This is a genomic window from Winogradskyella psychrotolerans (genome assembly GCF_018860565.1).
Taxonomy (GTDB): domain Bacteria; phylum Bacteroidota; class Bacteroidia; order Flavobacteriales; family Flavobacteriaceae; genus Winogradskyella; species Winogradskyella damuponensis.
In genome coordinates this window covers 110,687-135,972 of the sequence record NZ_JAHKPS010000022.1, presented here as the reverse complement: position 1 = coordinate 135,972, position 25,286 = coordinate 110,687, and the positions used below count along the sequence as shown (strand labels likewise).

Annotated in this window: 16 protein-coding genes; 5 read left to right on the top strand and 11 right to left on the bottom strand. The window is 35.2% G+C overall.

Annotated features, from left to right (window positions below):
- The first annotated feature begins 16 nt into the window (after positions 1-16).
- Together KO504_RS09495 and KO504_RS09490 are read left to right on the top strand one after the other, a co-directional pair.
- Entirely contained in the window at positions 17-811 is a 795-nt protein-coding gene (locus tag KO504_RS09495) for a gluconate 5-dehydrogenase (protein ID WP_215926293.1), read from the top strand.
- A gap of 16 nt (positions 812-827) precedes the next feature.
- Entirely contained in the window at positions 828-2,003 is a 1,176-nt protein-coding gene (locus KO504_RS09490) for a DUF4861 family protein (RefSeq protein WP_215926291.1), read from the top strand.
- A 119-nt stretch (positions 2,004-2,122) separates the two neighbouring features.
- On the opposite strand, the gene KO504_RS09485 is transcribed toward KO504_RS09490, so the two are convergent.
- The gene (locus KO504_RS09485) at positions 2,123-2,989 is read right to left on the bottom strand and encodes an AraC family transcriptional regulator (protein WP_115838215.1); all 867 of its coding nucleotides are present in this window, start codon (positions 2,987-2,989) and stop codon (positions 2,123-2,125) included.
- Between the two features lie 208 nt (positions 2,990-3,197).
- Between KO504_RS09485 and nqrF the strand changes: the two genes are divergently transcribed.
- The 3 genes from nqrF to KO504_RS09470 are packed head-to-tail and all read left to right on the top strand — an operon-like array spanning position 3,198 to position 7,233.
- Positions 3,198-5,531 carry an NADH:ubiquinone reductase (Na(+)-transporting) subunit F gene (nqrF, locus tag KO504_RS09480; RefSeq protein ID WP_215926289.1) on the top strand — a complete coding sequence of 778 codons (2,334 nt, stop codon included), beginning with the start codon at positions 3,198-3,200 and terminating at the stop codon, positions 5,529-5,531.
- Between the two features lie 11 nt (positions 5,532-5,542).
- Positions 5,543-6,274: a creatininase family protein gene (locus tag KO504_RS09475; protein WP_215926287.1), complete on the top strand. Its 732-nt coding sequence runs from the start codon at positions 5,543-5,545 to the stop codon at positions 6,272-6,274.
- Positions 6,271-7,233 (top strand): aldo/keto reductase, encoded by a 963-nt coding sequence (locus KO504_RS09470; RefSeq protein ID WP_215926285.1) that lies wholly within the window; start codon positions 6,271-6,273, stop codon positions 7,231-7,233. The genes KO504_RS09475 and KO504_RS09470 overlap by 4 nt, the downstream gene beginning before the upstream one ends.
- 143 nt (positions 7,234-7,376) lie before the next feature.
- On the opposite strand, the gene KO504_RS09465 is transcribed toward KO504_RS09470, so the two are convergent.
- From KO504_RS09465 to KO504_RS09420, 10 genes are all read right to left on the bottom strand, one after another.
- The gene (locus KO504_RS09465; protein ID WP_215926283.1) at positions 7,377-9,104 is read right to left on the bottom strand and encodes a hypothetical protein; all 1,728 of its coding nucleotides are present in this window, start codon (positions 9,102-9,104) and stop codon (positions 7,377-7,379) included.
- An 18-nt stretch (positions 9,105-9,122) separates the two neighbouring features.
- Entirely contained in the window at positions 9,123-10,793 is a 1,671-nt protein-coding gene (locus tag KO504_RS09460; protein ID WP_215926281.1) for a SusD/RagB family nutrient-binding outer membrane lipoprotein, read from the bottom strand.
- Between the two features lie 4 nt (positions 10,794-10,797).
- Positions 10,798-13,983, bottom strand: a complete 3,186-nt coding sequence (locus KO504_RS09455) for a SusC/RagA family TonB-linked outer membrane protein (protein ID WP_215926280.1) — start codon at positions 13,981-13,983, stop codon at positions 10,798-10,800.
- Between the two features lie 220 nt (positions 13,984-14,203).
- Positions 14,204-15,430: a glycoside hydrolase family 88 protein gene (locus tag KO504_RS09450; protein WP_215926278.1), complete on the bottom strand. Its 1,227-nt coding sequence runs from the start codon at positions 15,428-15,430 to the stop codon at positions 14,204-14,206.
- A 23-nt stretch (positions 15,431-15,453) separates the two neighbouring features.
- Entirely contained in the window at positions 15,454-17,112 is a 1,659-nt protein-coding gene (locus tag KO504_RS09445) for an MFS transporter (RefSeq protein ID WP_215926276.1), read from the bottom strand.
- On the bottom strand, positions 17,113-19,419 hold the full coding sequence (locus KO504_RS09440) for a GH36-type glycosyl hydrolase domain-containing protein (RefSeq protein ID WP_215926274.1): 2,307 nt from the start codon (positions 19,417-19,419) through the stop codon (positions 17,113-17,115).
- 19 nt (positions 19,420-19,438) lie between these two features.
- Positions 19,439-21,817 carry an alpha-L-rhamnosidase N-terminal domain-containing protein gene (locus tag KO504_RS09435; RefSeq protein ID WP_215926272.1) on the bottom strand — a complete coding sequence of 793 codons (2,379 nt, stop codon included), beginning with the start codon at positions 21,815-21,817 and terminating at the stop codon, positions 19,439-19,441.
- Between the two features lie 51 nt (positions 21,818-21,868).
- The gene (locus KO504_RS09430) at positions 21,869-23,290 is read right to left on the bottom strand and encodes a sialate O-acetylesterase (RefSeq protein ID WP_215926270.1); all 1,422 of its coding nucleotides are present in this window, start codon (positions 23,288-23,290) and stop codon (positions 21,869-21,871) included.
- A 99-nt stretch (positions 23,291-23,389) separates the two neighbouring features.
- Entirely contained in the window at positions 23,390-24,241 is an 852-nt protein-coding gene (locus KO504_RS09425) for a polysaccharide lyase (RefSeq protein ID WP_215926268.1), read from the bottom strand.
- 7 nt (positions 24,242-24,248) lie between these two features.
- Positions 24,249-25,283, bottom strand: a complete 1,035-nt coding sequence (locus KO504_RS09420; RefSeq protein ID WP_215926266.1) for an alpha/beta hydrolase — start codon at positions 25,281-25,283, stop codon at positions 24,249-24,251.
- Positions 25,284-25,286 lie beyond the last annotated feature (3 nt).

Genomic DNA, 25,286 nt, shown 5'->3' with positions numbered 1-25,286 from the left:
ATTAAACACAGTAATTATGTCAATTAACTTATTTGATTTAACAGGGAAAATAGCATTAATAACCGGAGCTACGCATGGTTTAGGAATGGCAATGGCTAAAGGTATTGGAAATGCTGGTGCTAAAATTGTTGTAAACGGAAATTCGTCACAGACAAAATTAGATGAAGCTGTTGCAAATTATAAAGAATCTGGTATTGAAGCCTACGGTTACCTTTTTGATGTTACAGATGAGGTCGCTGTAAAAGAACATATTGAAAAGATTGAAAAAGAAGTTGGTCCCATTGATATTTTAGTCAATAATGCAGGGATTATTAAACGCACTCCATTAGTAGACATGGAGGTGGTTGATTTTAAGGCGGTTGTTGATGTCGATTTAGTCGCTCCTTTTATTGTTTCTAAACATGTTGTGAAAGGAATGATTGAAAGAAAAACTGGCAAAATCATTAACATTTGTTCCATGATGAGCGAGTTGGGTCGAAATTCTGTAGGTGCTTATGCAGCTGCAAAAGGTGGACTTAAAATGCTGACACAAAATATGGCTACAGAATGGGCTAAATACAACATTCAAACTAATGGAATAGGTCCTGGGTATTTTGCCACAAGTCAAACAGAACCCATTAGAGTAGATGGTCATCCTTTTAATGATTTTATTGTTAATAGAACACCATCAGGTAAATGGGGAGATCCGGATGACTTACAAGGCGCAGCTATATTTTTAAGTTCTAGAGCTAGTGATTTTGTTAATGGTCAAGTTGTGTATGTTGATGGAGGAATCCTTGCAACGATTGGGAAGCCAGCCAACGAAGATTAATAAATTTAATATTATTATGAGAATCATAAAAAATCCTATTGCTTTAGTATTGATAGTGCTATTATGTGCTTGTGCGCAAGAGAAAAATAGTACCGTTATTAGCGTGAAAAACACATTAGATTTTGAACGCTCTTTTGAGACGGTAGAGATTGATATAACGTCATTAGATGTAGAAAATTCATCAAATATTGGTATAAAAGATGTGAATACAGGTGAGCTTCAAGTGACCCAATTAGTCGATAATGATGGAGATGGCACTATGGATGTCATTTTATTTCAACCTAAAGTGGCTTCAAAATCTGTAGCTAAATTTGAGGTGGTGACAATTACCGAAGCAGAACAACCTAAAGCAGCAGATTTGTGTTATTCGCGTTTTGTACCAGAACGAACCGATGATTATACGTGGGAAAATGATAAAGTCGCGTTTCGCGTATATGGACCAACGGCACAACAAATGGTTGAAGATAGTGTTCCAGGAGGTACGCTTTCTAGTGGTGTTGATGCGTGGTTAAAACGAGTTGAATATCCCATTATTAATAAATGGTACAAAAAAGAAACTGAAACAGATGGAAGTTATCATATCGATTCAGGAGAAGGATTAGACGATTTTCATGTTGGTGCTAGTCGTGGAGTAGGTGGTATTGCTGTAAAAGTTGATACGACGTATTATACAGCTAAAAACTTTACCAATTGGCGTACAATATCAACGGGTCCTCTTAGAACTAGTTTTTATTTGGAATATGAAAATTGGGATGCCGGAGGAAACACTATTACAGAATCAAAAGTAATCAGTTTAGATTTAGGTCAGAATTTTTCAAAATTTAATGTGTCATTAGAAGGTGTGAAAAACATTTCAGCTGGTTTAACCTTGCATGAAAAAGATGGTGAAGTTTCTGGTAATAAAGAAGAAGGCTGGGTGAGTTATTGGCAGCCTCATGCCGATTCAGAATTAGGAACTGCTATTATCGCTTCTAAAGATTATTTTAATGATTTTGAGACTTATAATAGTAATATAAAAGACCTTAGTAATGCCTATGCGCATCTTAATGTTAAAGACAATAACGTTATTTATTACGCTGGTTTTGGGTGGAAAAAAAGTGGTCAGTTTACGTCCGAGAAAGCGTGGGAAGACTATATAGCTGCATTTTCAAAATGTGTAAACAACCCTTTGGAAATTAGCTTGAATAAGTAGAGTATTAATCAGATGTCATTAGGAGTTTAAACTTGTTTCAATGAAGATAATTTCTTGAAGTATTGTTTAATTTCAGAACATTAAAAAAACCTTAAAGCCATAGTTTTACAACATTAAAGCTATGGCTTTCTTCTAATTTGTCCTGGAGAATATCCCATTTTATTTTTAAATACTTTTGAAAAATAGAATAGCGAATTAAATCCTGTTTTAGCTGAAATTTCCTTTAAAGAAAGCGTGGTATTCACCATAAGTCGTTTCGCATGTTCTAGTCGTTCTTGAATAAGATATTGCTGTAATGAAACACCTGTATTATTTTTAAAAACCGTTCTAAATCTGTTGTAACTTAAGTGATGCTCACTAGCAAGTTTTTTGAAGTCTACTTCAGTATTAAGATTCTCTCTAATAAAATCAATTATTTTTTTACAAAGCTCTTCTTCTCGATTACCAGTTTCTTGGTTTTCATAAGAAATAACATAAGCTACCAACTGTAAAACGATGCCTGCTAAAATTTTTCTAAATCCTGGGCTATTTCTTTTAACTAATTTTATAGATTGATTAAATAAAAATATGAGCTCATCCTGATATCCCATTTGTTTCACATAGGACGTGTTATTAGGAAATAAATCTTTAAGTATTTTATTCGATAAAACCTCACCTCGTATTCCCATCCAATATTCTTCCCATCCTGTGTCTTCATCGGGTTTGTACTTATGCCATTCTCCTGGGTATAATAACATGACATCTCCTGAGTTCACTTCCCATTTACCAGATTTTGTCTCTAGTGTACCCTTTCCTGTAGGCACATACACAAGATAACATCCAGGTAGCGTTCTTCCCATGGCTTGTTGAAAGTCATGTGTATCTGGGTGACCTTCTAATGGGTATTGAGCTCCAGGGTAAATATGTTGATACCCACAAGTAGGCACATAAACACCCCAAACCTCGGCTTCAGGGTCGTCAGCTAAATAGTGAAAAAAACTGTCCATATCTAATCAAATGTAGACATTTTGAACAACAAAACCAACAAAACGTCTATTGTTTGGAATAGGTGATTCCTCTAAGTTTGTAAATCACCCATATTGAATAAAGTGTTTCTCAAGGAGCTATAATCAATTTTCATCGCGTCAATTTAAAAGAGCAAAAATTAACCGTTTGCAAATTTGACATAAGGTATGAAAACAGTAAAAAATTAAAATGATAGATCTAGAACCAAAGGTTGTAATACAAAAAACACATAAAGAAAAGACTTTGGCTCATGAAACGTCTATGTCAAATCCTCAAATTGAATTAGACTATTCATTAACAGGGAAAAATACTGCCAGAGCTATAGAATTAGGACTTGCTGAGGCAGATTGGTACCAAACTCCTGTGCCTCGCAAAACAATGCGAAAATTATTGGTAAGAAAAGATGGACCTGCCATTATGGATACCATACTTTTAGTTGCTATTTTAGTCAGTACTGCGGTAGCTGCCATTTTACTTTGGGGAACTTGGTGGGTTATAATTCCTTATCTTATTTATGCTGTATTTTATAGTACAAGTTCAGACTCTAGATGGCATGAGTGTAGCCATGGAACAGCGTTTAAAACCGATTGGATGAATAATGTTGTTTATGAAGTAGCCTCGTTTATGGTGATGAGAGAATCTGTAGTTTGGCGCTGGAGTCATACACGTCATCACAGTGATACTATTATTGTTGGACGCGATCCAGAAATTCAAATACCGCGTCCACCAAATATCAAGAATCTTATTTTGTCTCTATTTAATTGGGGAGGTTACAAAACATTCTTTCCAAGTTTAATTCGGCATGCATTTGGAAAAATTACAGCATCCGAAAAAACCTATATTCCAGAAACTGAATTTGGGAAAATATTTAAAATCGCACGTATTTACTTAGCCATATATGCTGTAGTGATTAGTACATCCATAATTTTACAGACTTGGATTCCCATATTTCTATTTGTATTACCTCAAATTTTTGGGACTTGGCTCATGATTGTGCACAACACAACACAACATGCTGGCTTAGCAGAAAATGTTTTGGATCATCGTTTAAATTGTCGTACCGTTTATATGAATCCAATAAGCAGGTTTATCTATTGGAATATGAACTACCATACAGAACATCATATGTTTCCGCTTGTGCCTTACCATGCGCTTCCCAAGTTACACGAACTTATAAAAGACGACTGTCCGCCAGTGTATACGTCTATTTACGCCGCTTGGAGTGAAATACTACCTGCCATAAAAAGACAAGTTAAAGAACCTGGTTATTACGTGAAACGTAAATTACCAGAAGCAAAAAACGTAGCAGCAGAAGGATTGGTGAAATCTAATGTATTACCCGATTCTGAAGGTTGGTTAGAGGTTTGTGCAAACAAAGATTTGGAGATTGAAGACATTATTAGATTCGATCATGTAAAGAAAACCTTTGCCCTTTTTAGAGATAACCAAGGCTGTCTTCATGCTACAGATGGTATTTGTACACATGGCAATACGCACTTAAGTGAAGGCCTAATTAAAGGTAAAATCATAGAATGTCCAAAACATAATGGACGTTTTAATATCGAAGATGGCTCTCCTGCTCGTGCTCCTATTTGTCAAGGATTGGCAACTTATCCCATTGAAACTCGAAATGATAAAATCTGGCTTAATATTGAAAAGGCAGGTGGAGCAGGAGCGCGCAAGAAAAAAAGCTATGATTTAAAAGTAATTAGTAACCAAAATGTTTCAACATTTATAAAGGAACTCATTCTTGAGCCTATAAATACGAATGAAAAAATAGATTTTATACCTGGAGATTATATGCAAATTAACATTCCAGAATACAATGAAATACCATTTAATCAATTTGATATTCCAGAGCCTTATGCTGCCGTTTGGAATCATCAAAGAATGTTTGATTTAAGTTGTAGTAATACAGAGGTTGGTCGTGTCAATAATTATTCATTAGCCAATAACGGACTTAAAGAACACACACTTAAATTTAATGTTCGTATAGCGACTCCACCACCTGGTCAAGATTGTCCTCCAGGCATTGGTTCTAGTTATATTTTTAATCTAAAACCAGGTGATCGTGTAACTGCTATTGGTAGTTTTGGAGATTTTCATATAAAACCGACACAGAGAGAAATGGTTTATATTGGAGGTGGAGCTGGTATGGCTCCAATCCGTTCTCATATTGCGCATCTATTCGAAAATGAGTCTACCCATAGAAAAGTGAGTTACTGGTATGGAGCACGTTCTAAACAAGAAATATTTTATGATGATTATTTTGAAAGTATTGAAGATGCACATACTAATTTCAATTTTCAAATAGCACTTTCTGAGCCATTAAAAGACGATAAATGGGAAGGACAAACGGGTTTTATTCATCAAGTCGTTTTTGACAATTATTTAAAAACACATCCTAATCCAAAAGCTATAGAGTTTTATCTATGTGGTCCACCAAAGATGATTAAGGCCTGTACCAAAATGTTGACGCAATTAGGGGTGACAAGTCATCAAATTGCTTTTGATGAGTTTTAATACTGAACGATATGAACATTGTTAATGAAACAATAAATACAGCTTCTAAATGGGGACTATACGACCAAATGCGACCTCAGGAAATTGAAGCGATTCAAAAACACACACCTATTGCATATTTGCCTTGGGGAGCCATTGAATATCATGGAAATCATAACCCTACAGGTCTCGATAGCATTAAAGCGTTTAGCTTGTGCAAAGACTTAGCAGAAAAAAATGGAGGTCTTGTTTTTCCTGTAATTAGTTTGGCTGCTAATTTAATTAAGTCTTATCCTGGTGTCAACTTCCCTAAGCATTCTATAGAATTTTCAGAGAACCTCATTAGGCTTGCTTGTGAAGAATATTTAGAACAACTGGTTATACAAGGTTTTAAAATTATTGTTTTATTATCTGGACATGCTGGTGAACCTCATCTCACCATTTTAAAAACTGTAGCAGAAACGTTTAATAATAAATATCCAGATAGGAGATTTTGGGCATTGGCAGAATTCGATATTTTACCAGATGATGTATTGGTCGCTAACCATTCGGCTATAGGTGAAACATCTTTACAATTATACTACGCATCTGAAACGGTAGATTTAGAGACCTTACCAAAGGATAGGTCAATTACCCTAGAACTAGATGCTGTTTCTGGTGACGATCCAAGATTATCAACCAAAGCGCTAGGTGAAAAGATTGTAAAATTATTTTTAAGAAATGCATCTTTAATTATAGAAGAGTTAAAACAAAAATATTTATGAAGTATAGAAAATTAGGAAGAACAGGTATAGAAATTAGTGAAATCAGTTTAGGTACTTGGGCTTTTGGTAATAAAGTTTATGGTGGTGTTGATGAACAAGATGGGATAAATACCATTCATGCAGGTATTGATATGGGTATAAATATTTTTGATACAGCACCTCAATATGGTACTCCAGAACAAGATGGTGTTGCCGAAATAGTTCTAGGAAAGGCACTAAAAGGCAAACGTGATAAGGTGCATATCTCTACAAAATTTGGACGAAATCCGACTATTAAAAATGGAGCATCTCAATTCTATAAATCGCGTATTGTAGACTCTGTAGAAGAGAGTTTAAAACGGTTACAAACCGACTATATAGATGTGCTATTTTTTCATTCCCCTTTTTCTCCTGAAGAAATCAATGATGATGTTTGGGAAGGAATTGAACACGTTAAAAAACAGGGTAAAGTACGTTTTATTGGGCATTCTATTTCCATGTTTCATCAGACCGAAAATATGGCACGTCAATGGGCAAAAGATTGTAAAATAGACGTTATTCAAGTGGTATTGAGTTTAATGAATAAAGAAGCTCAGCAGTTAATTGAAGAATTACAAACATACCCTATAGGAGTCTTTGGGAGAGAATGTTTGGCTAACGGGTTTTTATCAGGAGCTATTACAAAAGATACAAGATTTGCAGAAGGTACATTGAATGCACGTTATTCGCGTGAAGACATTGCAGAGCGCGTTGATCAAGTAGAGGCTTTTAAGTTTTTATTGAGAGATGACGTTAAAAATATGCCACAGGCAGCATTACGTTGGGTTTTAGATCAAAAAGGGATTTCAACAGTTTTATCAGGAGCCAAAAATATAAGTGAGTTAAAAGGTGCAGTCTCTGCCTCAGAAGCAAAGCCATTTACAGAAACTGAATTAAAATTGGCCAAAGATGTATTGAAAAAAGATTTTGAACCTGCTTAAAATCCGCTCATTTATCTAGTAAAACATTGAATTAATGTTTTACTAGAAAGCATATAATTTAAAAACCTCCATTACAAATTTATAAATCTGTAATGGAGGTTTTTTTAGTTAACTGCTCAAGCAATCAGAGTTGTTTATAGCTTTTATTCATCTTCTAAAGTCACTGTTAGAATAGGAGCCGTTACCCCTGATTCAGCACTGTCAAATTGTAGATGTGCCCAAAGTGGCATGTCATTTCGGTTAGCACCAATTCTAAGAAACATAAATTCTCCAGCACTTGCGCCATTGTCATATTGGTCGTTCATAAAGGTTGCTAAAGCTATACCAGAAGGATCGTCCATAATATATTCTCCAAGAGCATCTCCATCTGTAATAAAACCTTGTTGAATTGCAGTAGCATTGGCATCGGTATCATAGTCTCCTGTAAAATAGTCTGTAGATAGAACCTCTGAAGTTGATCTGGAAGCTATAGCGTACACATCAAACTCTACAGGAACCCAAGAGTTATTATTAACGACATTGACCTTTAAAACGGCTGATTTTACTCTTTTACCTTCAGGTATTTCTGGTAAAGCAAATGGCATCACACTAACGACTTGATCATCACCTCCAACACCTGTGGCTACGTGACCACCAAATAGTTGAGTCCATGTTGCATCCACAGATCCTCCACTCCAAATGGTAGCATCTCCTGCATCTACAGTTACATCGAAGGCTGCGTTTGGATCAACAATATCTATAGTAAAAGTTAACTCAGAGGATTCTACACCATTGGTAGCAACGATGGTAATATCATAGGTGCCTAAATCGCATCCTCCACAATCGGAATATGGATCAAAAGTTATTGCACCAGATCCAAAGCCGTTATCTACAAAATTTGCGAATTGTGGTAAATCATTTGCTTCCATAGTAATATTGCCGCCCAAAGGATCTACGGCTTCAATTTCTACCTCTAAAACAGCTCCTTCTGCTAATACAACATCATCCACAGGTAGAAAAACAGGAGCTTGATTTTGTGTTAGTGTTGTGATTTCCATATTTAAAACTCTATGCGTTCCTGGGTCATCCAAATTAAAATTACCAGCGACCATAGACCAATAATCTTGGTGTGTAATTTTACGTCTAAATTTATAATTTTCTCCAATTTGAACAACGTCTCCACCTTGCTCATTGGCGTATATGTCATAAGTCATAGTAACAGCATCGATATCCATTCTTACATGATACGTTAAACCGGCATGATATTCTAACTCGTTATCTGCTGCATACCCAGTATCATCATAAGCATCTATTTTTCCTGAAGGATTTAATCTTACGATGCATGAGTTATCTGAATAGGTTGTAGCTATACCATCTAAAATACCTACAACACCATCCATGATGTCTTTACTAGGAATCATATCAAACTCAACAGTAAATGTACCTGTTTGAGTGCCTTGTGGAATTGGAATAGATTGCCATTCGTTAATTCTACTTGTGTAACCATCGAGATTACCTCTGAAATTAAAGACCACTGTTTTCTCATATCCAGAAGGTCGGGTCGCAATAAAATTAACTCTTTTGGTCTCTTCTTCAGTAGGAGCGTAGGTATAATTTAAGTCGTTGCTTAACACCTCACCAGTCTCGTCATCTACCCATTTTACTGAGGTGTCTTCGCTTGGTGATACTTGTAGGTTTAGGTCTAATGTTTCTCCTATTAAAACATCATAACCTTCCCATGCAATACCTGTTATGTTATCTCCTTCACCCCAAAAATAAACGGTTAAATCTGTGTCAGATAATGTTGGATTACTTACATCGTCTTGACTGCAAGATGATGTAAGAAGTAATAAAATACTAAAAATATAGGCACTATAATTCTTTATTTTCATAATGTTTTTTTTTTTTTGTTAATCTGATAAATCAACTCCTCTTGTTAAACTATTATCCCACCAAACAGGTGCTCCCCAAAAATTAACTCCGTTATCTAAATGGGGTTCTAAATTGTTTCTGTTAAAATTCATTTCAGTATTAGGATATGGTAATTTTCTAGGAATTAAACCATTTAGTGTTTGATCCGTATAAGGGTTGTCAGTTGTAGGTTTAAGTACAGGAAAACCTGATCTTCTCCAATTTGCAAAGCCCTCTATACCATTGTAAAAATTATTAACATAATGTTGCATGTTTATAGCCTCCATTTTATCTGCAGTATTGTTCCATAAATTTTCAGCATAAACATCTGAATTGATATCTAAATTAGGTTCAGCACCTAATATTATAACCAGTTCATCAATGTTAGCAAAAATGGCATTTTTATAATGGGTTTTTGCATCACCACCAAAATTACTCCAACCTCTTAGGGCTGCTTCCGCCAACCAAAGCTCTACTTCAGAATAAGATTGATATATTGAAGGTAAGTCAATACGTGTTAAATGTCTTCTTATCTGAAGTGGTTTAAAATATTTATCAATTTGAACGGTTCTACCATTTTTTTCAACGAAACGTGGTGCCCAAATATCGGCCGGTGCATCTTCAGGTGATTCAAATAAAAAGTATCCTGGAGCGTAGCCTTCAAGAACTCCATAGGTAGCTAAATATTCATCTGTAATTTCCACACTGGTTTCGGTAGAAGATTTTGAGTTGTATCGCGATGTAGCATCTTCTTGGTAAGCGGCATACATTCCAAACATCATTAAGAGTCTTGGGTCATCATTGTCTCGTAAATAAGATACATACGTTTCACAGGCCACCATTATTTCTTCTGAAAAATTTTGAACTTGTGAAAATCCATTTCCTCTAATTTCTGAGGCTCCACTTGTGCTTACTGTAAAATCGCCATGTTCTACTTTGGCGGCGTCATCAATATTTTCCATCACACCATCTTCAATAGCTAATACGGCTTCTGTTTCGGCTTTAGACAAATTAACATTGACTAATCTCATGGCATATCTTAACCTTAAAGAATTTGCAAATTTTCTCCATCTTTCTACATCTCCATTGTACATTAAATCACCTTCTAAAGCTTTAGAGTCATCTAATTGAGCGGCAGCTTCTTTTAATTCTTTAAAAAAATCGTTATAAATGTCTTCTTGATTGTCGTAAGCCGGATGTAAATTATCGTCCTCTGCTTGTGCACCAGCTTCAAAATATGGCAAATCTCCATAAGTGTCTGTGAGTTGAGCGAAAATCATGACTTTTAATATTCTAGCTACAGCTTCGTAATTTACAAGTTCTGGATTTTGTTCAGCTTCTTGAATGGCGTATGTTAAATCACTGATTTCACGATAAGAACTTTTCCACATATACTCCATATAACTTATATCGAGTTTATAGGCTTGCCCATGCGATACTGTCCACCCATCTGAAATCATTTGCGTAATTGACATGTGATACGCCGCTAGAGATCTCCATTGTGTTTCTCTATCTCCAGAGTAGCTTGTTTGAACTTTAGAGATTAAGGTTTTAGGGTTTGCAATAGTTGAGGTTGTTGGGTCAACATTTAAGTCGTTAAAATCTTCACAACTAGTAGTTAGTGTTAAAGTAGATACTACTACTATTAATAGCTTTATACTTGTCTTCATTTTTTTAAAATTTTGCAGTTAAGTTAAATCCGTAACTTCGTCTTTGTGGTAAAGAGCCATATTCATAGCCTTGTCCATTACTAATATTGTAAGTTGATTCGGGATCGACATTAGGTACATTTGAATGAATTAACCATAAATTTCTACCGATAATAGAAAAGGTTAAACCATTTAAGAATTTAATATTTTTCAATTGTTCTGGGCCTAAAGAATAAGATAAAGATACCTCTCTTAATTTTACATACGTTGCATCGTATATAAAAGGTTTTATAATGTGCGAATTTGCAATACTGCCCCAATAATCTTTAGGATTTACATAAACGTCATTAGCTCTATAATTTGGATTTCCGTCTGCGCCAACTCCATCTTCAATAACCCCTTGTGCTAGGTAACCACCTGTGGCAACCCAATTACTTGGAAGTTCGCCAGCACTTTCCCTTTCTGATTCGGACAGTGCCCATCCTTCTCGTCCTTCTAAGGTTCCAATATGTGCCCCTTGTTGATATAATTTTTGATTGGTCATAGATAATATATCTGCTCCAGATTTAATTTGAATTAAAGCTCTTAACCTAAATCCTTTATATTGGATACCATTGGTAATACCTCCAGTAAATTTATATTGTCCATTACCTAAAGACACTTGTTCATCAGATCTTAAAGGTAGTCCATTAGCACCTAATATAGGAGTACCATCCTCAGTGCGTTTAAAGTCATAACCTACAATATCTCCATAAGAGCCACCTTCCTCTGCAGTAATCAATGAGCTAATCCAATCTGCTCTTGCAATGGTTTGTCTTTTTGCTTCCTCATGTAATTTTACAATTTTGTTCTCATTGTTGGCAAAATTGAATGTTAAATCCCAACGGAGATCATCTGTTTTAATAGGTACAAAATTTACCATTACTTCCCATCCTTTATTGTTGATTTCACCTGCATTAATACTAGCAGATTCAAAACCGTTTGAATTAGAAATAGGAATATTCATTATTTCGTCATAGGTAGTTTGATTGTAGTATGTGACATCTAAACCAACTCTCCAATTAAAAAGTTTTGCGTCTAAACCAAATTCATATCCTTTGGTTCTTGAAGGGTTAATATTGGTAAAATAAGTAATATCATTTACGGTTGAAAAATTTGCTCCGTTTGAAGAATATGGATAATCGAAAAAGGTATTATAAGCATAAGGATCTGTATCTCCACCAACTTCTGCATATGAGGCTCTTAATTTTGCATAAGGTATCGTTTTAGATTTTATATTTTCTATGGCCTTGGTTAAGACTAAAGCACCTGTAAAAGATGGGTAAAAATAGCCGTTATTTCCTTTTTTTAATGTAGATGACCAATCTTGTCTGCCTGTGACATCTAAAAAGGCGTAATCTTTAAAACTAACATTTGCAAATCCGTAAAACGACCTGACTGATTTTCTAGGATTTTGTCGTCCTACAATGAATTCATTATAATTATTTATAGAGATGACATCTTCTGACCCTTGGTTTTTACCAAGTATAGTATTTGTTGAACTTTCATAATTCATAATGTTTCCACCAAGACTTGCTCCAACGGTCCAATTATCGTTAAGCTCTTTATTCGCAGAAAGTAGAAATTCAGTATTAATTTCAGTAGTTCTTGAGTCTATTTTTGTTAGTTCTCCCCATTCAGCTAAAGGTGTTGTTCTTGGTGAGTAATTATAATAATCATATGTAAATGTATCTATACCAGATTTGAATTTGAAATCTAACCAATCTGTGATATGATAGTTTAAAGAGGCATATCCTAAAACTCTATTCTTATTAGATTCATTTTTCATGTTATACAATGAATAGTAAGGATTGATAATTCGTGTTGCAGAATTCCAAAACACATAATCACCGTTGACATCCGTTGCACTATCTTGTAACCATTGCTGATCAATATTTCCTGGTAAGCCCAAAAGTGCTAATGCCGTATTTGCACCAGAATAACCCAAATAAGGTCTATTATCTACATCTTCTAGAGTAAAATTAACTTTGGCATCTAAAGTTAATTTCTCCCACATTTTCATATGCCCTTTTAAAGTGAAGTTATTTCTATGTAAACCGCTATTTGGAACAATATCCTCCATTTTTACATCTGATGCAGAAAATAATAAGTTGGCAGATTCATTACCACCAGATAAAGAGATAGTATTTTGAATGGTATAACCTGTTCTGAAAAAGGACTCAATATTATCTTTTTTTACACCATAATCTCTATACTGTCCATCGAAAGAGATGAATTGTAAATTTGGATCCATTTTACCACCCCAACTCCACATACCTGTAGCGTCACCTATATCTCTTGGAGGTGTTCCGATACCTTGACCATACACATGTTGAACATCTTCGTATCCACTTATGACCTCATCAAACGTAGAGTTTGTTGAAAAATTAATATTAAATTTAGATTTCGAGTTCTTTTTAAACGATTTTGTTGTAATTAAAATGACACCGTTTCCACCTCTAGAACCATATAACGCTGCTGCTGCAGGGCCTTTTAAAACAGATATCGTTTCTATGTCATCTGAGTTTACAGAAGAGATACCATCTCCTAAATCTTGACCACCATATTGTCCGGCTTGCCCAAAAGAGTTGTTATCCATTGGTACACCATCAATGACGTATAGCGGTTGATTAGAGCCATTAAATTTTGTGTTTCCACGAATAATAATTTTAGATGAACCACCCGATCCTGTATTTGGTTGGGCAATATCTACACCGGCAACTTTACCAGCTAATGAGTTGACTGCATTAATACTTTTTATTTCAGCGAGTTCTTCTCCATCAACCTTAGATATAGCATAGCCTAAAGCTTGTTCCTTACGTGAAATTCCTAAAGCAGTAACCACGACTTCGTTAAGTGCCTCAACAGATTCAACCAATTGAATATTAATAACGGTATTATCTCCTATAGTTACCTTCTGTTCAGAGAAGCCAATATAGCTAAAGCGAAGTACGTCTCCTTTTTCTGCGTCTATTGAATAATCACCATTAAAATCAGTATTCGTTCCTTTGTTCTTACCTACGACAATGATCGATACACCTGGCATAGGCATTTCATCTTCTAATGAAGTCACTTTTCCAGTTATTTGAATTTCTTGAGCATGTAAAATTGAAAATGATGTAATTATAAAAACACAGAGAAACGTAGAGAGTTTAAAATGTTTAATTCCCATAAAAAATTGAATTTAGAATTATAAGGCTTTTAAAGAAACGTCAAAAAAGTACCCTAAAAAGTTAGTTGTTAGTAATATAATAGCTAATTATTATAGTATTCTCAAATATATATATAAAAACTTCTAAATTCATAATATTATACGGCTCAGCAATGAATAAAAGACAAAACTTATAAAGGTTTGAGCAGTATGTATAAATTTCCGTTTTTAAATGATACCGTTATATATTAGACCATCGAATTAAAGCCTCTAAATAGTAGTAGTCAGCATAATTTAGTGGAGCATCGGTTTCATTATTTTCATGAAAATTGCCCACAGAATGTTTTAAGATAAAGCCTCCGTTTTCATTTTTTTGAGCTAAATAGTCATCAGATGAAAGCGTTCTTAAGATGGTTTCGGTGTAATCTAAATATTCATTTTTACGCGCTGAATCAAATGCTTGTAATTCCAATAATGCTGATGCCACTATAGCTGCTGCTGAGGCATCTCGAGGAATCTCTTCAGTACTTTCGGCATCATAATCCCAATAAGGAATATTATCATCAGGAATTTTATCGTTATTCATTATATAATTAGCTATCTTCTTAGCGTGCTCTAGGAATATTTTATGTCCCGATTCTTTATAAGCTTCCGTATAGCCATATAAACCCCATGCCTGTCCACGTGCCCAAGCAGACTCATCAGCGTAGCCTTGAAAATTTACTTTTTTACGTACGTCTCCCGTAATATGGTCGTAGTCTATAATATGATAACAACTATAATCAGGTCTATATTGGTTTTTAATCGTTGTGGTTGCGTGTGCATTTGCAATATTTGCAAACGTTGAATCTGCCGTGTGCTTAGTGGCTTGATATAGTAAATTCAGGTTCATCATATTATCAATAATAATAGGCATATCTAACCCTTTACCTTGAATCCATGGGGCATCTGTATCCCAAGACTGGATGACTTTTGCAACAGGTCGGTAACGTGTACTTAACGATTTTGCTGCATCAACAACGGCTTGTTTATAAGTTTCATTTCCGGTAAGACGATAGCCTTGTCCAAAAGAGTTTTGTATCATAAATCCAACATCGTGATTCCATTTTACAAATTGAGCAGAATCTAAGGCCTCTGTAAATTTTTCGGCCTCTATTTTCCACTTATTATCATTTGTTTGCTCGTATAAATACCATAGTGAACCTGGAAAAAAACCACAAGTCCAGTCTTGTTTGTAAGCCATTCTAAGCGACCCATCCTTGTTTAAACTTCTAGGGTTCAATAATGGTGAAATAGTATCTATTTTATTTATTAAATAATCATACTGATGTTCTGCTAACGAAAAAACCCGTTTCACGAGTTCTTGCTTTGTTTCCTCAGTGTGTTCTTTAACTTCAACTTTATTTTTACACGATGTTAAAACTAAAATCGAAATTGTGATCGCTATAAATCTTATTGACAATGTCATAGTCTTTTAATTTTTTACAAAATTTATTGTTTTTCTGTTAGGGCTCTTCTCGATTTCAATTCACCCTCAATTTTATCCATGGTTTTATTATCAAGTGGATAGAAACTCATAATACCAGCAACAAGGAAACTACCAGCAGCAGGAATTAAACTTACCATTAAAAGAATTCCAAAAGCAGATTCTGTTGTTTGAACTGTATTAGCCTTAAATCCATAAAAAGCTAATATCCAACCTGCGAGCGCTGCTCCAATAGTAAGTCCAAATTTTTGAGCCATGGTAGAAGCCGACATAATTAAGCCAGTAGCACGTCTGTTATTTTTCCATTCAGAATAACTTGCCGTATCCGTATACATCGCAAATAAGATTGGTGCTGGTGGACCTGAAGCTAAACTTACAATGATATTAAGAGCGAATATCATAGTAATATTAGATTTATCGACAAAGAAGAATAGGGCTGTAAACGTACCAGCAATGAGTTGGCAGGCAATTACAACTTTCTTTTTACCAAATCGGTTGCATAGTTTCTCTGTAAAAGAAATCGCAATGATAGTGACTATAGTTCCTGACACTAGAAACGAACTTACTAGTGATTCATCTTCTATGTAGTATTTAAAATAATACATAACCGACCCATATCTAATGGCAACGTACGCCAAACTTATCACTCCAATAACTAAAAGCACCAACCAAGGCTTATTGCTAAATAAGTCTTTAAAGTCATTTTTGATATTTGTTTTCTGCTCTTTGGGAGGCGAAACACGCTCTTTGGTGGTATAAAATGTGGTTAGAAACATGATGATGGACATAATTCCAAATACAATCATGACCCCTTGAAAGCCTTTAGCTTCATTAACCACCTGAACTGATATTTCCTTAGATGAAATAGTTTCGTCAAAATAGGTTGAAGGATTTAAAGTATGGGTTCCAAAACCTTCTTCGAGATATAAAATATCTGTTGTATCATCTATTTCATTTTTTAGATCATTTTTATAAACGATTACGGTAACGTTTTTAGTTAACAGGTCTTCTTCTCCTATATCTGCATTTAAAACTAATTTTGAAGCTCCAACACCATGTTCAGTAATCACAATTTGATTGGTATTTAATTCTGCTGAAAACACACTGGTATTATCTCCACCGATACTATTGACTAATGGAAGTGTTAAGGCTTGCACAAGCAATCCGCCTGTAAACGCAAACATAAATCTGTATTGTGAAAAACTAGCGCGCTGAGAAGGACTTGCAGAAACAACTCCCATCAATGAAGAATAAGGAATATTTATAGCCGTATATACCATCATCATAAGCGTATAGGTTACATAGGCGTATATAATTTTGCCTGTTAGGCTAAAATCTGGTGTTGTAAAAGTGAGTACACCTACCAGTGCAAATGGTAAGGCTAACCACAAAAGAAAAGGACGGAATTTTCCCCATTTTGTATTGGTGCGATCGGCAATAAGTCCCATTACAGGATCGTTTATGGAATCCCATATTTTTGTTATTAAAAACATGGTTCCTACGACAGCTGCTGGCAAGCCAAAAATATCGGTATAAAAATACAGTTGAAAAATCATTAAGGTCTGCCACACAAGATTTGAAGCTGTATCGCCTAAACTAAAACCAATCTTTTCTTTTATCGATATATTTTCCTCTACACCAATATTTTGTTTATTTAACTTCATTTAATTCGTTTTAGTTTTTCCAATTTGAAAATCTATAGAGATTTCCTTTTTGTTGAGTCCAGATTCAGGTACTTCAATAAAATTATCTGTTTGTTCTTTCCCGTCAACCAACATATTTTGTATATCACCTCGTTTTATGGTGACATTAAAAGTAGTCCCTCTGAAAACTCTTGTATACGTTACATTGTCCCAAAATGAAGGAATTTGAGGATCAATTGTAACTCCTTTTAAGGTTCGTTTAAAGCCTAATAGGTTATCAAAACAGTTGAGCATATTCCAAGCTACAGTACCTGTTCGCCATGGGTCGTCAGAGACGTGTCTATCTTTTCGTAATGCCGAAGGTCCTACATAACTATTGGGTTGTGCATAAGGTTCTGATTTCTCCTCAGAAGGTAGAATTCTTTTAAAGGTTTCAAAGGCTTTATCGTTTCGTCCTGCAGCATAATCTGCGGCAATTTTAAATGATGCGGCATGACAATACACGTTTCCATTGGTAAAATTACCTTGTGGAATCCCAGTTATAGAGCCAATGTCTTTATTATATTTTGTAAATGGTGGCCAATTATGAACAGGACCAACAGGGGTATCTACCATAGGTTCCACTTTTTTCATGATCTCCTCATATTTTTCAGCATCAATAATGCCTGAAAGCACAGCCCATGACTGCGGATTTATGAAAACTTGTCCTTCTTCTGAGGCATTATCACCCACCTTATTTCCGGCATCTGTGTAAGCGTAGATAAAGTGATCTTCATCCCAACCGTATTTTAAGATATTCGCTTTAATTTCATGATATCTTTCGGCACATTGTGCTTTTATTTTGGTATCACCTTTCCAGGCTGCGATTTCTTCAACCACTTTAAGCGCTTTAGCAAGAGCTATACTCATCCAAACACCTTCTCCTTTTCCTTCAGCACCAACGCGGTCCATTAGGTCATTCCAGTCACCATGTCTTATTAATGCTAAGCCATGTTCTCCTCTGTCGTTCCAAAGAAAATCTAAAGCTTTTAAGTTGTGATTCCAGATGGTATCTTCTCCGTTATCAGAATAGGAAACAACTTTATCTAACATGCTAAGATCTCCAGTTTCTCGAAGTATGGAATATGTGGCGTGACTGATCCAACTTGGTGAGTCAGAATAATGTTTATCTGCTGCTGCGACCTCCATAGAAGATACTCTAAATGCTCTTGGACAAAATCCACTGTTCTTTTGATTTTCTAACGCTTTTTCTAACATTTTTAAAGCGCGGTCAGGGTCTATAATAGCAACGCCTGCGGCATCTTGAAGTGTATCGCGATAGCCCTTAAAATAAAACCTCGCCCAATCTGCCATGAGATGTAACTGGTGTTTCATCCAAACATTAAATAGGTGGTTAAAATCGGCATCGGGAGTGTTTAATTCTGAAAGGCCTAATCTCGCTATATTTTGTTTTTTAATAGTTTTAAGTTCGGCATCAATACGAACACTATTGGCATATAAAGTCGTAAATTCATCGGCTTCAGCTTCATCAAATACAATACCCATGACAATATTGATACGTTGTTCAACTCCATCATTCAGATTCAAATTGTGCTGTAAGGCAGACACCATATATTCTGTTGAAGCATCACTATCACTTAATTGTCCTTTAATTATACATTCTGGCATTTCAAAACTAAGGTTGTGACCTAAAAACACATCTCGGCTAATATCAAAGTGATCAAAAGGCACATCGGTATACGTAAATGCACGATACTTTTCCGTCATAACACTTACCGATCGGTTTCTAAAAAACAAGCGTTGTTTTTCTCTATCGTGATAACCATCAACAGCAGAATTATACCCATAGGTTAGATTTACTCCATCTAAAATCACTTTTGCTACGCTAAATACAGATATGTTTCGTGGTCTACCTGATTCATTCAATACCTTTACAGACCAAATTTCTCCGGCTTCTTTACGAGGTACAAATATTTGAAATGATACTTTGATGCCATTTTTTTTACTCTCTAAAACAGTGTATCCCAATCCGTGAGTACAACTATAGTCATCTAATTCAACACCAGTTGTATTTGGTGCAACGGACCATACGTCGTTAGTCTCATTATCTCTTATGTAAATATGTCGTGGCGCACTTCTATCATCTTGCTTTCCAAATAGATTAGTAAGAACGCCTGCTTCATTTTGATACAATGAAAAGCCATTAAGGTTTTGTCCTACACTGGCTAAGTATTTTGAGTTCCACAACATGTTAAACCAATCTCGAGGCGGTTGTGAATTTGTTATTTTATATTCAAGTCCGTTATTTATATAACTACCGTATTTCATATTACTGTTTTCTAAATTTTTATAATGCTATGTTTTGTTTTCCCCCAACAAGCGAAACAGATTGTCCTTGCCATTTAAATTCACCTGTAAGATCTTCTGGCATTGAAATCTCTGCATTTATATTATTGTCATTTTTTGAATAGCGAATTATGATCATACCTTGAGGATGCGGGAATTCGACATTAAGTGTTTTTAATTTTCCTAAATTTGGTTCTATTATAACTGATTTGAAACCGTGTTCGCCTGGATATATGCCAGCAACAGTATGAAGAAAATCGAAGTTGGGACTCGAGCTCCACGCATGACATTCTGAACGTGGATTAATATCCGTTTCTCCATAGGTCGTCATACCATCATCAATCATACCTCTCCAAGATCCTAATAAATCGAAATATAGATCTCCTAAACCAACCTTTTGTAAGGCTCTAAATAGATAAAATTTAAAATAAATTGTAGCTTGAAATAGGGTCTCGTCTTCAAGTACTTTTTTCATTATGTCAGATTGAACATCTTGTTTAAATGTATCGGTTAATATCCCTAAGATATTTGTGTGCTGTGAGAATTCTTTTTTATCAGGTGTTTCGGCAATAAGTCCCTTTTTTGTATCAAAACAGCGTTCTAAAACGGACTTTTTAATTCGTTTAGACAGTATTTGATACGAATCGACTTCATGTTCCAAATTAAAATAACGGAATACAGCTTGGGCGTAATCTAAGGTCTTTGCAAACTGCAAGGCAATATTTGCGGAATAACCATCGTCTGCCCCTTGCGGAATGCCACTTGGAAAATCGATAGTCCAATCTGTGAAATTCCACCATTTTAAATTGGTAACCATACCAGTTTTATCAACACGAGAGGCAAACCAATCTATTACCGATTTAATCCCTGGAATGAATTGACGTAAAAATTCAGGATCATTTCTATACATGAAATAATCATAAATCATATCTACCCAAATCAAAGAAAAAGGTGGTATAATTTGAATTATGTTTGAAGGATATCGACTTTGGGTTAACCCTTCTGAGGTGCGTGAGTCATCGAATTGTTGTATGGCTTTTCTCATTAACCGATCATCTCCAGATACATAAATTGAGATGAGCGATGCTATTTTGGTGTCGCCTATATATTGTAAATTCTCATAATAGGAATCGTAATACATCTCATCTGCAGAATTGCGTAATGTTCTCCATGCTGCATCCCAAATTTTAGTGAGAGAAGGATCTCCTGTTTCCACTTTTGCTTTTTCTTCAAATGGGTATCCTGTGTAAACACCATGGTAATCTTCTAGAATTAGAGCCTCTTCTTTTGTGGTTATTTCTAGTTCTATAAAACGATACGTTCGTCGTGAAAGCGGCTTGTAAAACCTATTCTCTCCTCCATCTGGAAAGAGCATATCATAATACCCGAATATGGATTTGCCTTCAAAATCATTGCGATTACCTTTTAAATCAACGAGATTTAAATTACCGTCAGAAACTGTTTCATCTGGATTGCTATTTTTTACCAAAGCTTCAGCATAGGTTATTTTTAGTTCACTGTTCTTTCCATGGCTGTACGTTAGTTCTGGATATCCTGTAGTGTGATGTGTTTGATCTATTAGGATTTTTACATGTGAGTTTTTAGGAATTATTGAGGCTTTGTTTTTTAGAAAACTGTCATTCTTTTCAATACCACTCACCCGAATAATTTCAGGAAATCGTTCTACTTTTTCTTCCATAAAAGGGATGGTTCTCGGTACTAAATGCCAAGCTCCTCCATATAAAAAACCTCTACCAACAGCGAACTCCGTTGTTGTACTTTTAGGGTTCAACCAGTTGTTGTCATTAAATTGTAATTGGTTCCAACCCCAAGGATATTTTGAATCATCAACATGGTCACGCGGTCCGGCGGCATAATAAGCATTCATCATCTCGCTTGTAATCTTAACTGGTGAAAATGCATGGTTTTTAATCACTTTCCAATCGGCACTTCCTGTATTAATATCTAAGTTGAGGTTTCGGTCTGCCTGTAAAATAAAAGCCGTTTGATAAGTCACTTGTGACACACTTCTGTACTCTCCAAAATTTACGACTTCAGCAGCAATAACATTTTTACCAACCTTTAATTGATGGGCTATATCTAGAGTTTCATAGCGTTGGTGTGCTGTATCTCCAATGGATGGTCCGTAACAAACACGTTCTCCATTAACATAAAGTCTATAACGGTTATCGGCAGATACAAAAATGATGAACTCACTCATTTTCTCTTCGAGAGTAAATACATGTCGAAAAAGGAACACACCATAGTCTAACGTTGATGCACTGGGATGTGTAATCCATTGTGCTTTCCATGTATGCTTAAGCAAGTTAATATCTTTACCGGACCCATTAACTTTTACTGTAGACTCTGGGTTTATCATATTTATTTTCAATATTATCTTTTATTAAAATTCCTGAAAGAGGATTAAAAATTAATCTATTTTCGTTCGAAAAGTTGATACAGGCAATCCTTTATTTGAGGTTAAATTAGCTTCTGTATAGGGCTTCCAGGCGTATCTTACATAAAATGGTTTTTTGTGTTTATTTGGTAAGCTAAACGCTATTGTTTTGCCTTCAATTCTAGGTTCTAATTTTTCAAAATGTTTGTTGTCCGTACTTATTTCAAAACCAATAATAGCTTCTGATGATTTTGTTTTTAAACTACTAAACTCCCCTTTAAAATGAATCGTATAAGTGTTGTTAGAATAGGTGATTTTATCAAACACCGGACTTTCATAATCCTTAACTGCTTTATAGGTGTCTCCGAGTGCTAAGAGTGCCAATCTGTCTCCAACAGGTTGTTTGTTTTTTGCATGTGTGTCTTGCCGATCACCAACATCAGTTATAACAACCATTTTAGAATTTGGGACTTCATTTAATAATTCGCTTTGCGCAAACCTAAACTCTGGCCATGCAAGTCTATCTTCTCTACTAGTTAATTGTGTAGAATAAAAAGGGAAGTCTTCATTAAAATCTGATCGCCATAAAGCCACCATTTTTTTAAACATAGTTTTGTACAATATAGGAGCTTCTGCATTGGACTCGCCTTGGTACCAGATAACTCCTTTGATGGGGATGTTTTTTATTGGTAATATGCCATTTTCATAATTATAACTTGGCATCCAAGGGTGTTTCTGATTGGGATTTTCACTTAATGATATTTGATGTTTTGCTACTGAAATCATCGCATCCTTTTCGTCTTCTTTAGCTTTCCAACGTTGCTTTACAAAACTTAACATGGTAGAATCTTGTTCAATTTCTTTTTTAGACAACCAAGATTCAATGGGAGAACCCGGAACGGCATTATGAATAATACCGATAGGAATATTCAATTCACTTTGTAGCTTTTCCGCGAAATAATACGCAACAGCAGAAAAATACAAGACCTCTTCAGGAGTTGCTTTTACCCAGCCTTTAGTATTAAAATAGTGATTGTTTTGAATTTTATTTAATTCTTCTAAGGTATGAACACCGTCTTTACCAGTTGGGTAAGTGGGTTTCATGTTGTAAATTCTTAGGTTCGGATTGTTTGCATTTTTTGCAATGCTATCTCCATTTAAAGTGCGTTTTAAATCGAGATGCATGTTAGATTGCCCAGAAGCTAACCAAACGTCACCGATTAAAATATCTGTGAGTTGAATAGATTCATTTGTGGATTCAATACTTAAACGGTACGGACCTCCAGCTTCTAATGCCTCAAAATTAACGTTCCAGTGACCTTCACTATTAGCTATAGTATGAATTGTGATATCTTTTAAAGTTGCTACTATTTTGGTGTCTGGCTTGGCTGTTCCCCAAACAGGGATGTTATGATGCCTTTGCAAAACCATGTGACTAGAAAAAACAGGATCCACTTTCAAATTGCTTTGTGCACCTAAAAAAATGGAATAAAAACTTAGAAAAATGAAAAAAGAAACATTTTTAATTTTCATAAAATAGGGAGTATGTCTTACTTAAAATTCGGGTTTTAATTTTGTCACTTTTATCTTATCAAACAACGCAAAGGAATCGTTTTGTGGAGCCCAATCTTCTGTAGCGCCTCCGTGAAATGTTGAAAAGTAAAAAGAATCGATGTCACCTTGATCCCATAAACGATAGCGGATTTCTGTATCATCAATTACTTTTACACCATCGATCCAAACCTGCATAATTCCGTTTGGTAAGTTGTTTTGATTTAATTTTATTCTTTGGGTTAAGCGATACCATTTTCCGGTTTCAAAATATATTCCAGAATCCACTGAATCTCCATATTCTGAAGTCATATCCATATAATAAAAATAGACTATGGCTTCAACGCCAGCATTTCTATTGACCCACATGTATCGTGCGCTCCAGCCTTCACCATTGTCGGGATGATTTCCACCTGTGTACGTTGAACCACCACTGGTTAAACCAGGTAGTTTACCACCTTCTCTAAAATCGAACCCTTCTTCGAAATATACATAATAGTCCAAATAATATTCATTTGAAGCTGGTAAGGTTTTAATAAATTGAACACCATTAGTTTCTGGTCCAACAGTGCCTTCAGGATAATCTACTTTTAAAACCTGTCCTTTTTCTCCTTCAGGATCATCAACAATATTGGCGTTATCACCAAGTAAAGACCAACGGATTTCTCCTCCTTCACTTATTAAATTTTGTGTTGTATAGGTTCCTTGTGCTGCGGTTTCAAAATCTAATTCAAAAATTATATTTTCAGCAATAGGTGTTTGTGGGTCTTCATTACTATCCTCAACGCTTTCCTGAGCACAAGCATTCAGTATAATGCCATTAAAGAATACTATAAATAAGATTGTATTTTTCATAATTCTACTATTTGGTAATCCCTAAGTGTTTATAGATAAAGTTTTTTGTGTGCTTAACTGCTATTTTTGATTCTGGAATATCATAATGACCTTGCCAAACATGCCACATCCCTTCATAAATATCTAACTCCACGTCTTTATTATTTTCTTTTAGTTGTCGATACATTCTAAGGGAATTGCTTAAAAATATTTCTTTACTTCCCACTTGAATTAGAGTAGGGGGAAAGTCTTTTGAATAATCGCCATACACTGGCGAAACGTATGGGTTTTTCCATTCCGATCTTGAGGCATAAGCTTCTGCACAATTTTCTAAAAATCCTTTATAAATTAATGTCGGGTCTGTGTCTTTTAATGTATGATAGGAGTCTCCTATCTCATCTAAATCTAACCAAGCCGACCATAATACAACTGAACTTGGTAAATTTATTTTTAAATCTCGCATTTTTAAAATTGAAGCGACAGTAATTGTGCCTCCAGCGGAATCACCATATATGGCAATATGTTCTGCTTTATAAGATTTTAATAATGCTTTATAAGCCGTAATGACTTCTTCTAATATTTGACTAAACTTGGCTTGTGGTGCTAAGGTATAATCAATGGCTATGATTCTTAAGTTGCTTGTATCTGCTAACGGAACACTTGATAATAAAGTGACATCAGCAGGATAAAAAACGAAACCTCCTCCATGGATGTAGATAATGACTTTGTCGGATTCTTGGTAATTTTTCGGTTTAATGTCAATTGCTCTAATGCCATCAAGAAATATGGTTTCTACTTTAGGTTGATATACTTCTAATAACTTAGCTAAAGGTAGTTCTGCTTCAATTTGAAACTCCCGTTGTCTCTCTTCCCACACCGAAATTGGGGCATCATGTTTTGGTAAATTTGCTCCAGCATTTCTACCTTCAATTGTCCAATTGCTTAACATCTCCTTTGCTTCTCCTGAAATTGTAGAAGGTATAGGTAATTTGTTTTCAGCCTTATGGTTTATATTTCTCTCTTCTTGAGATGAAATTAAAGTGCTATTAGGGGTTTGTTTCATTTT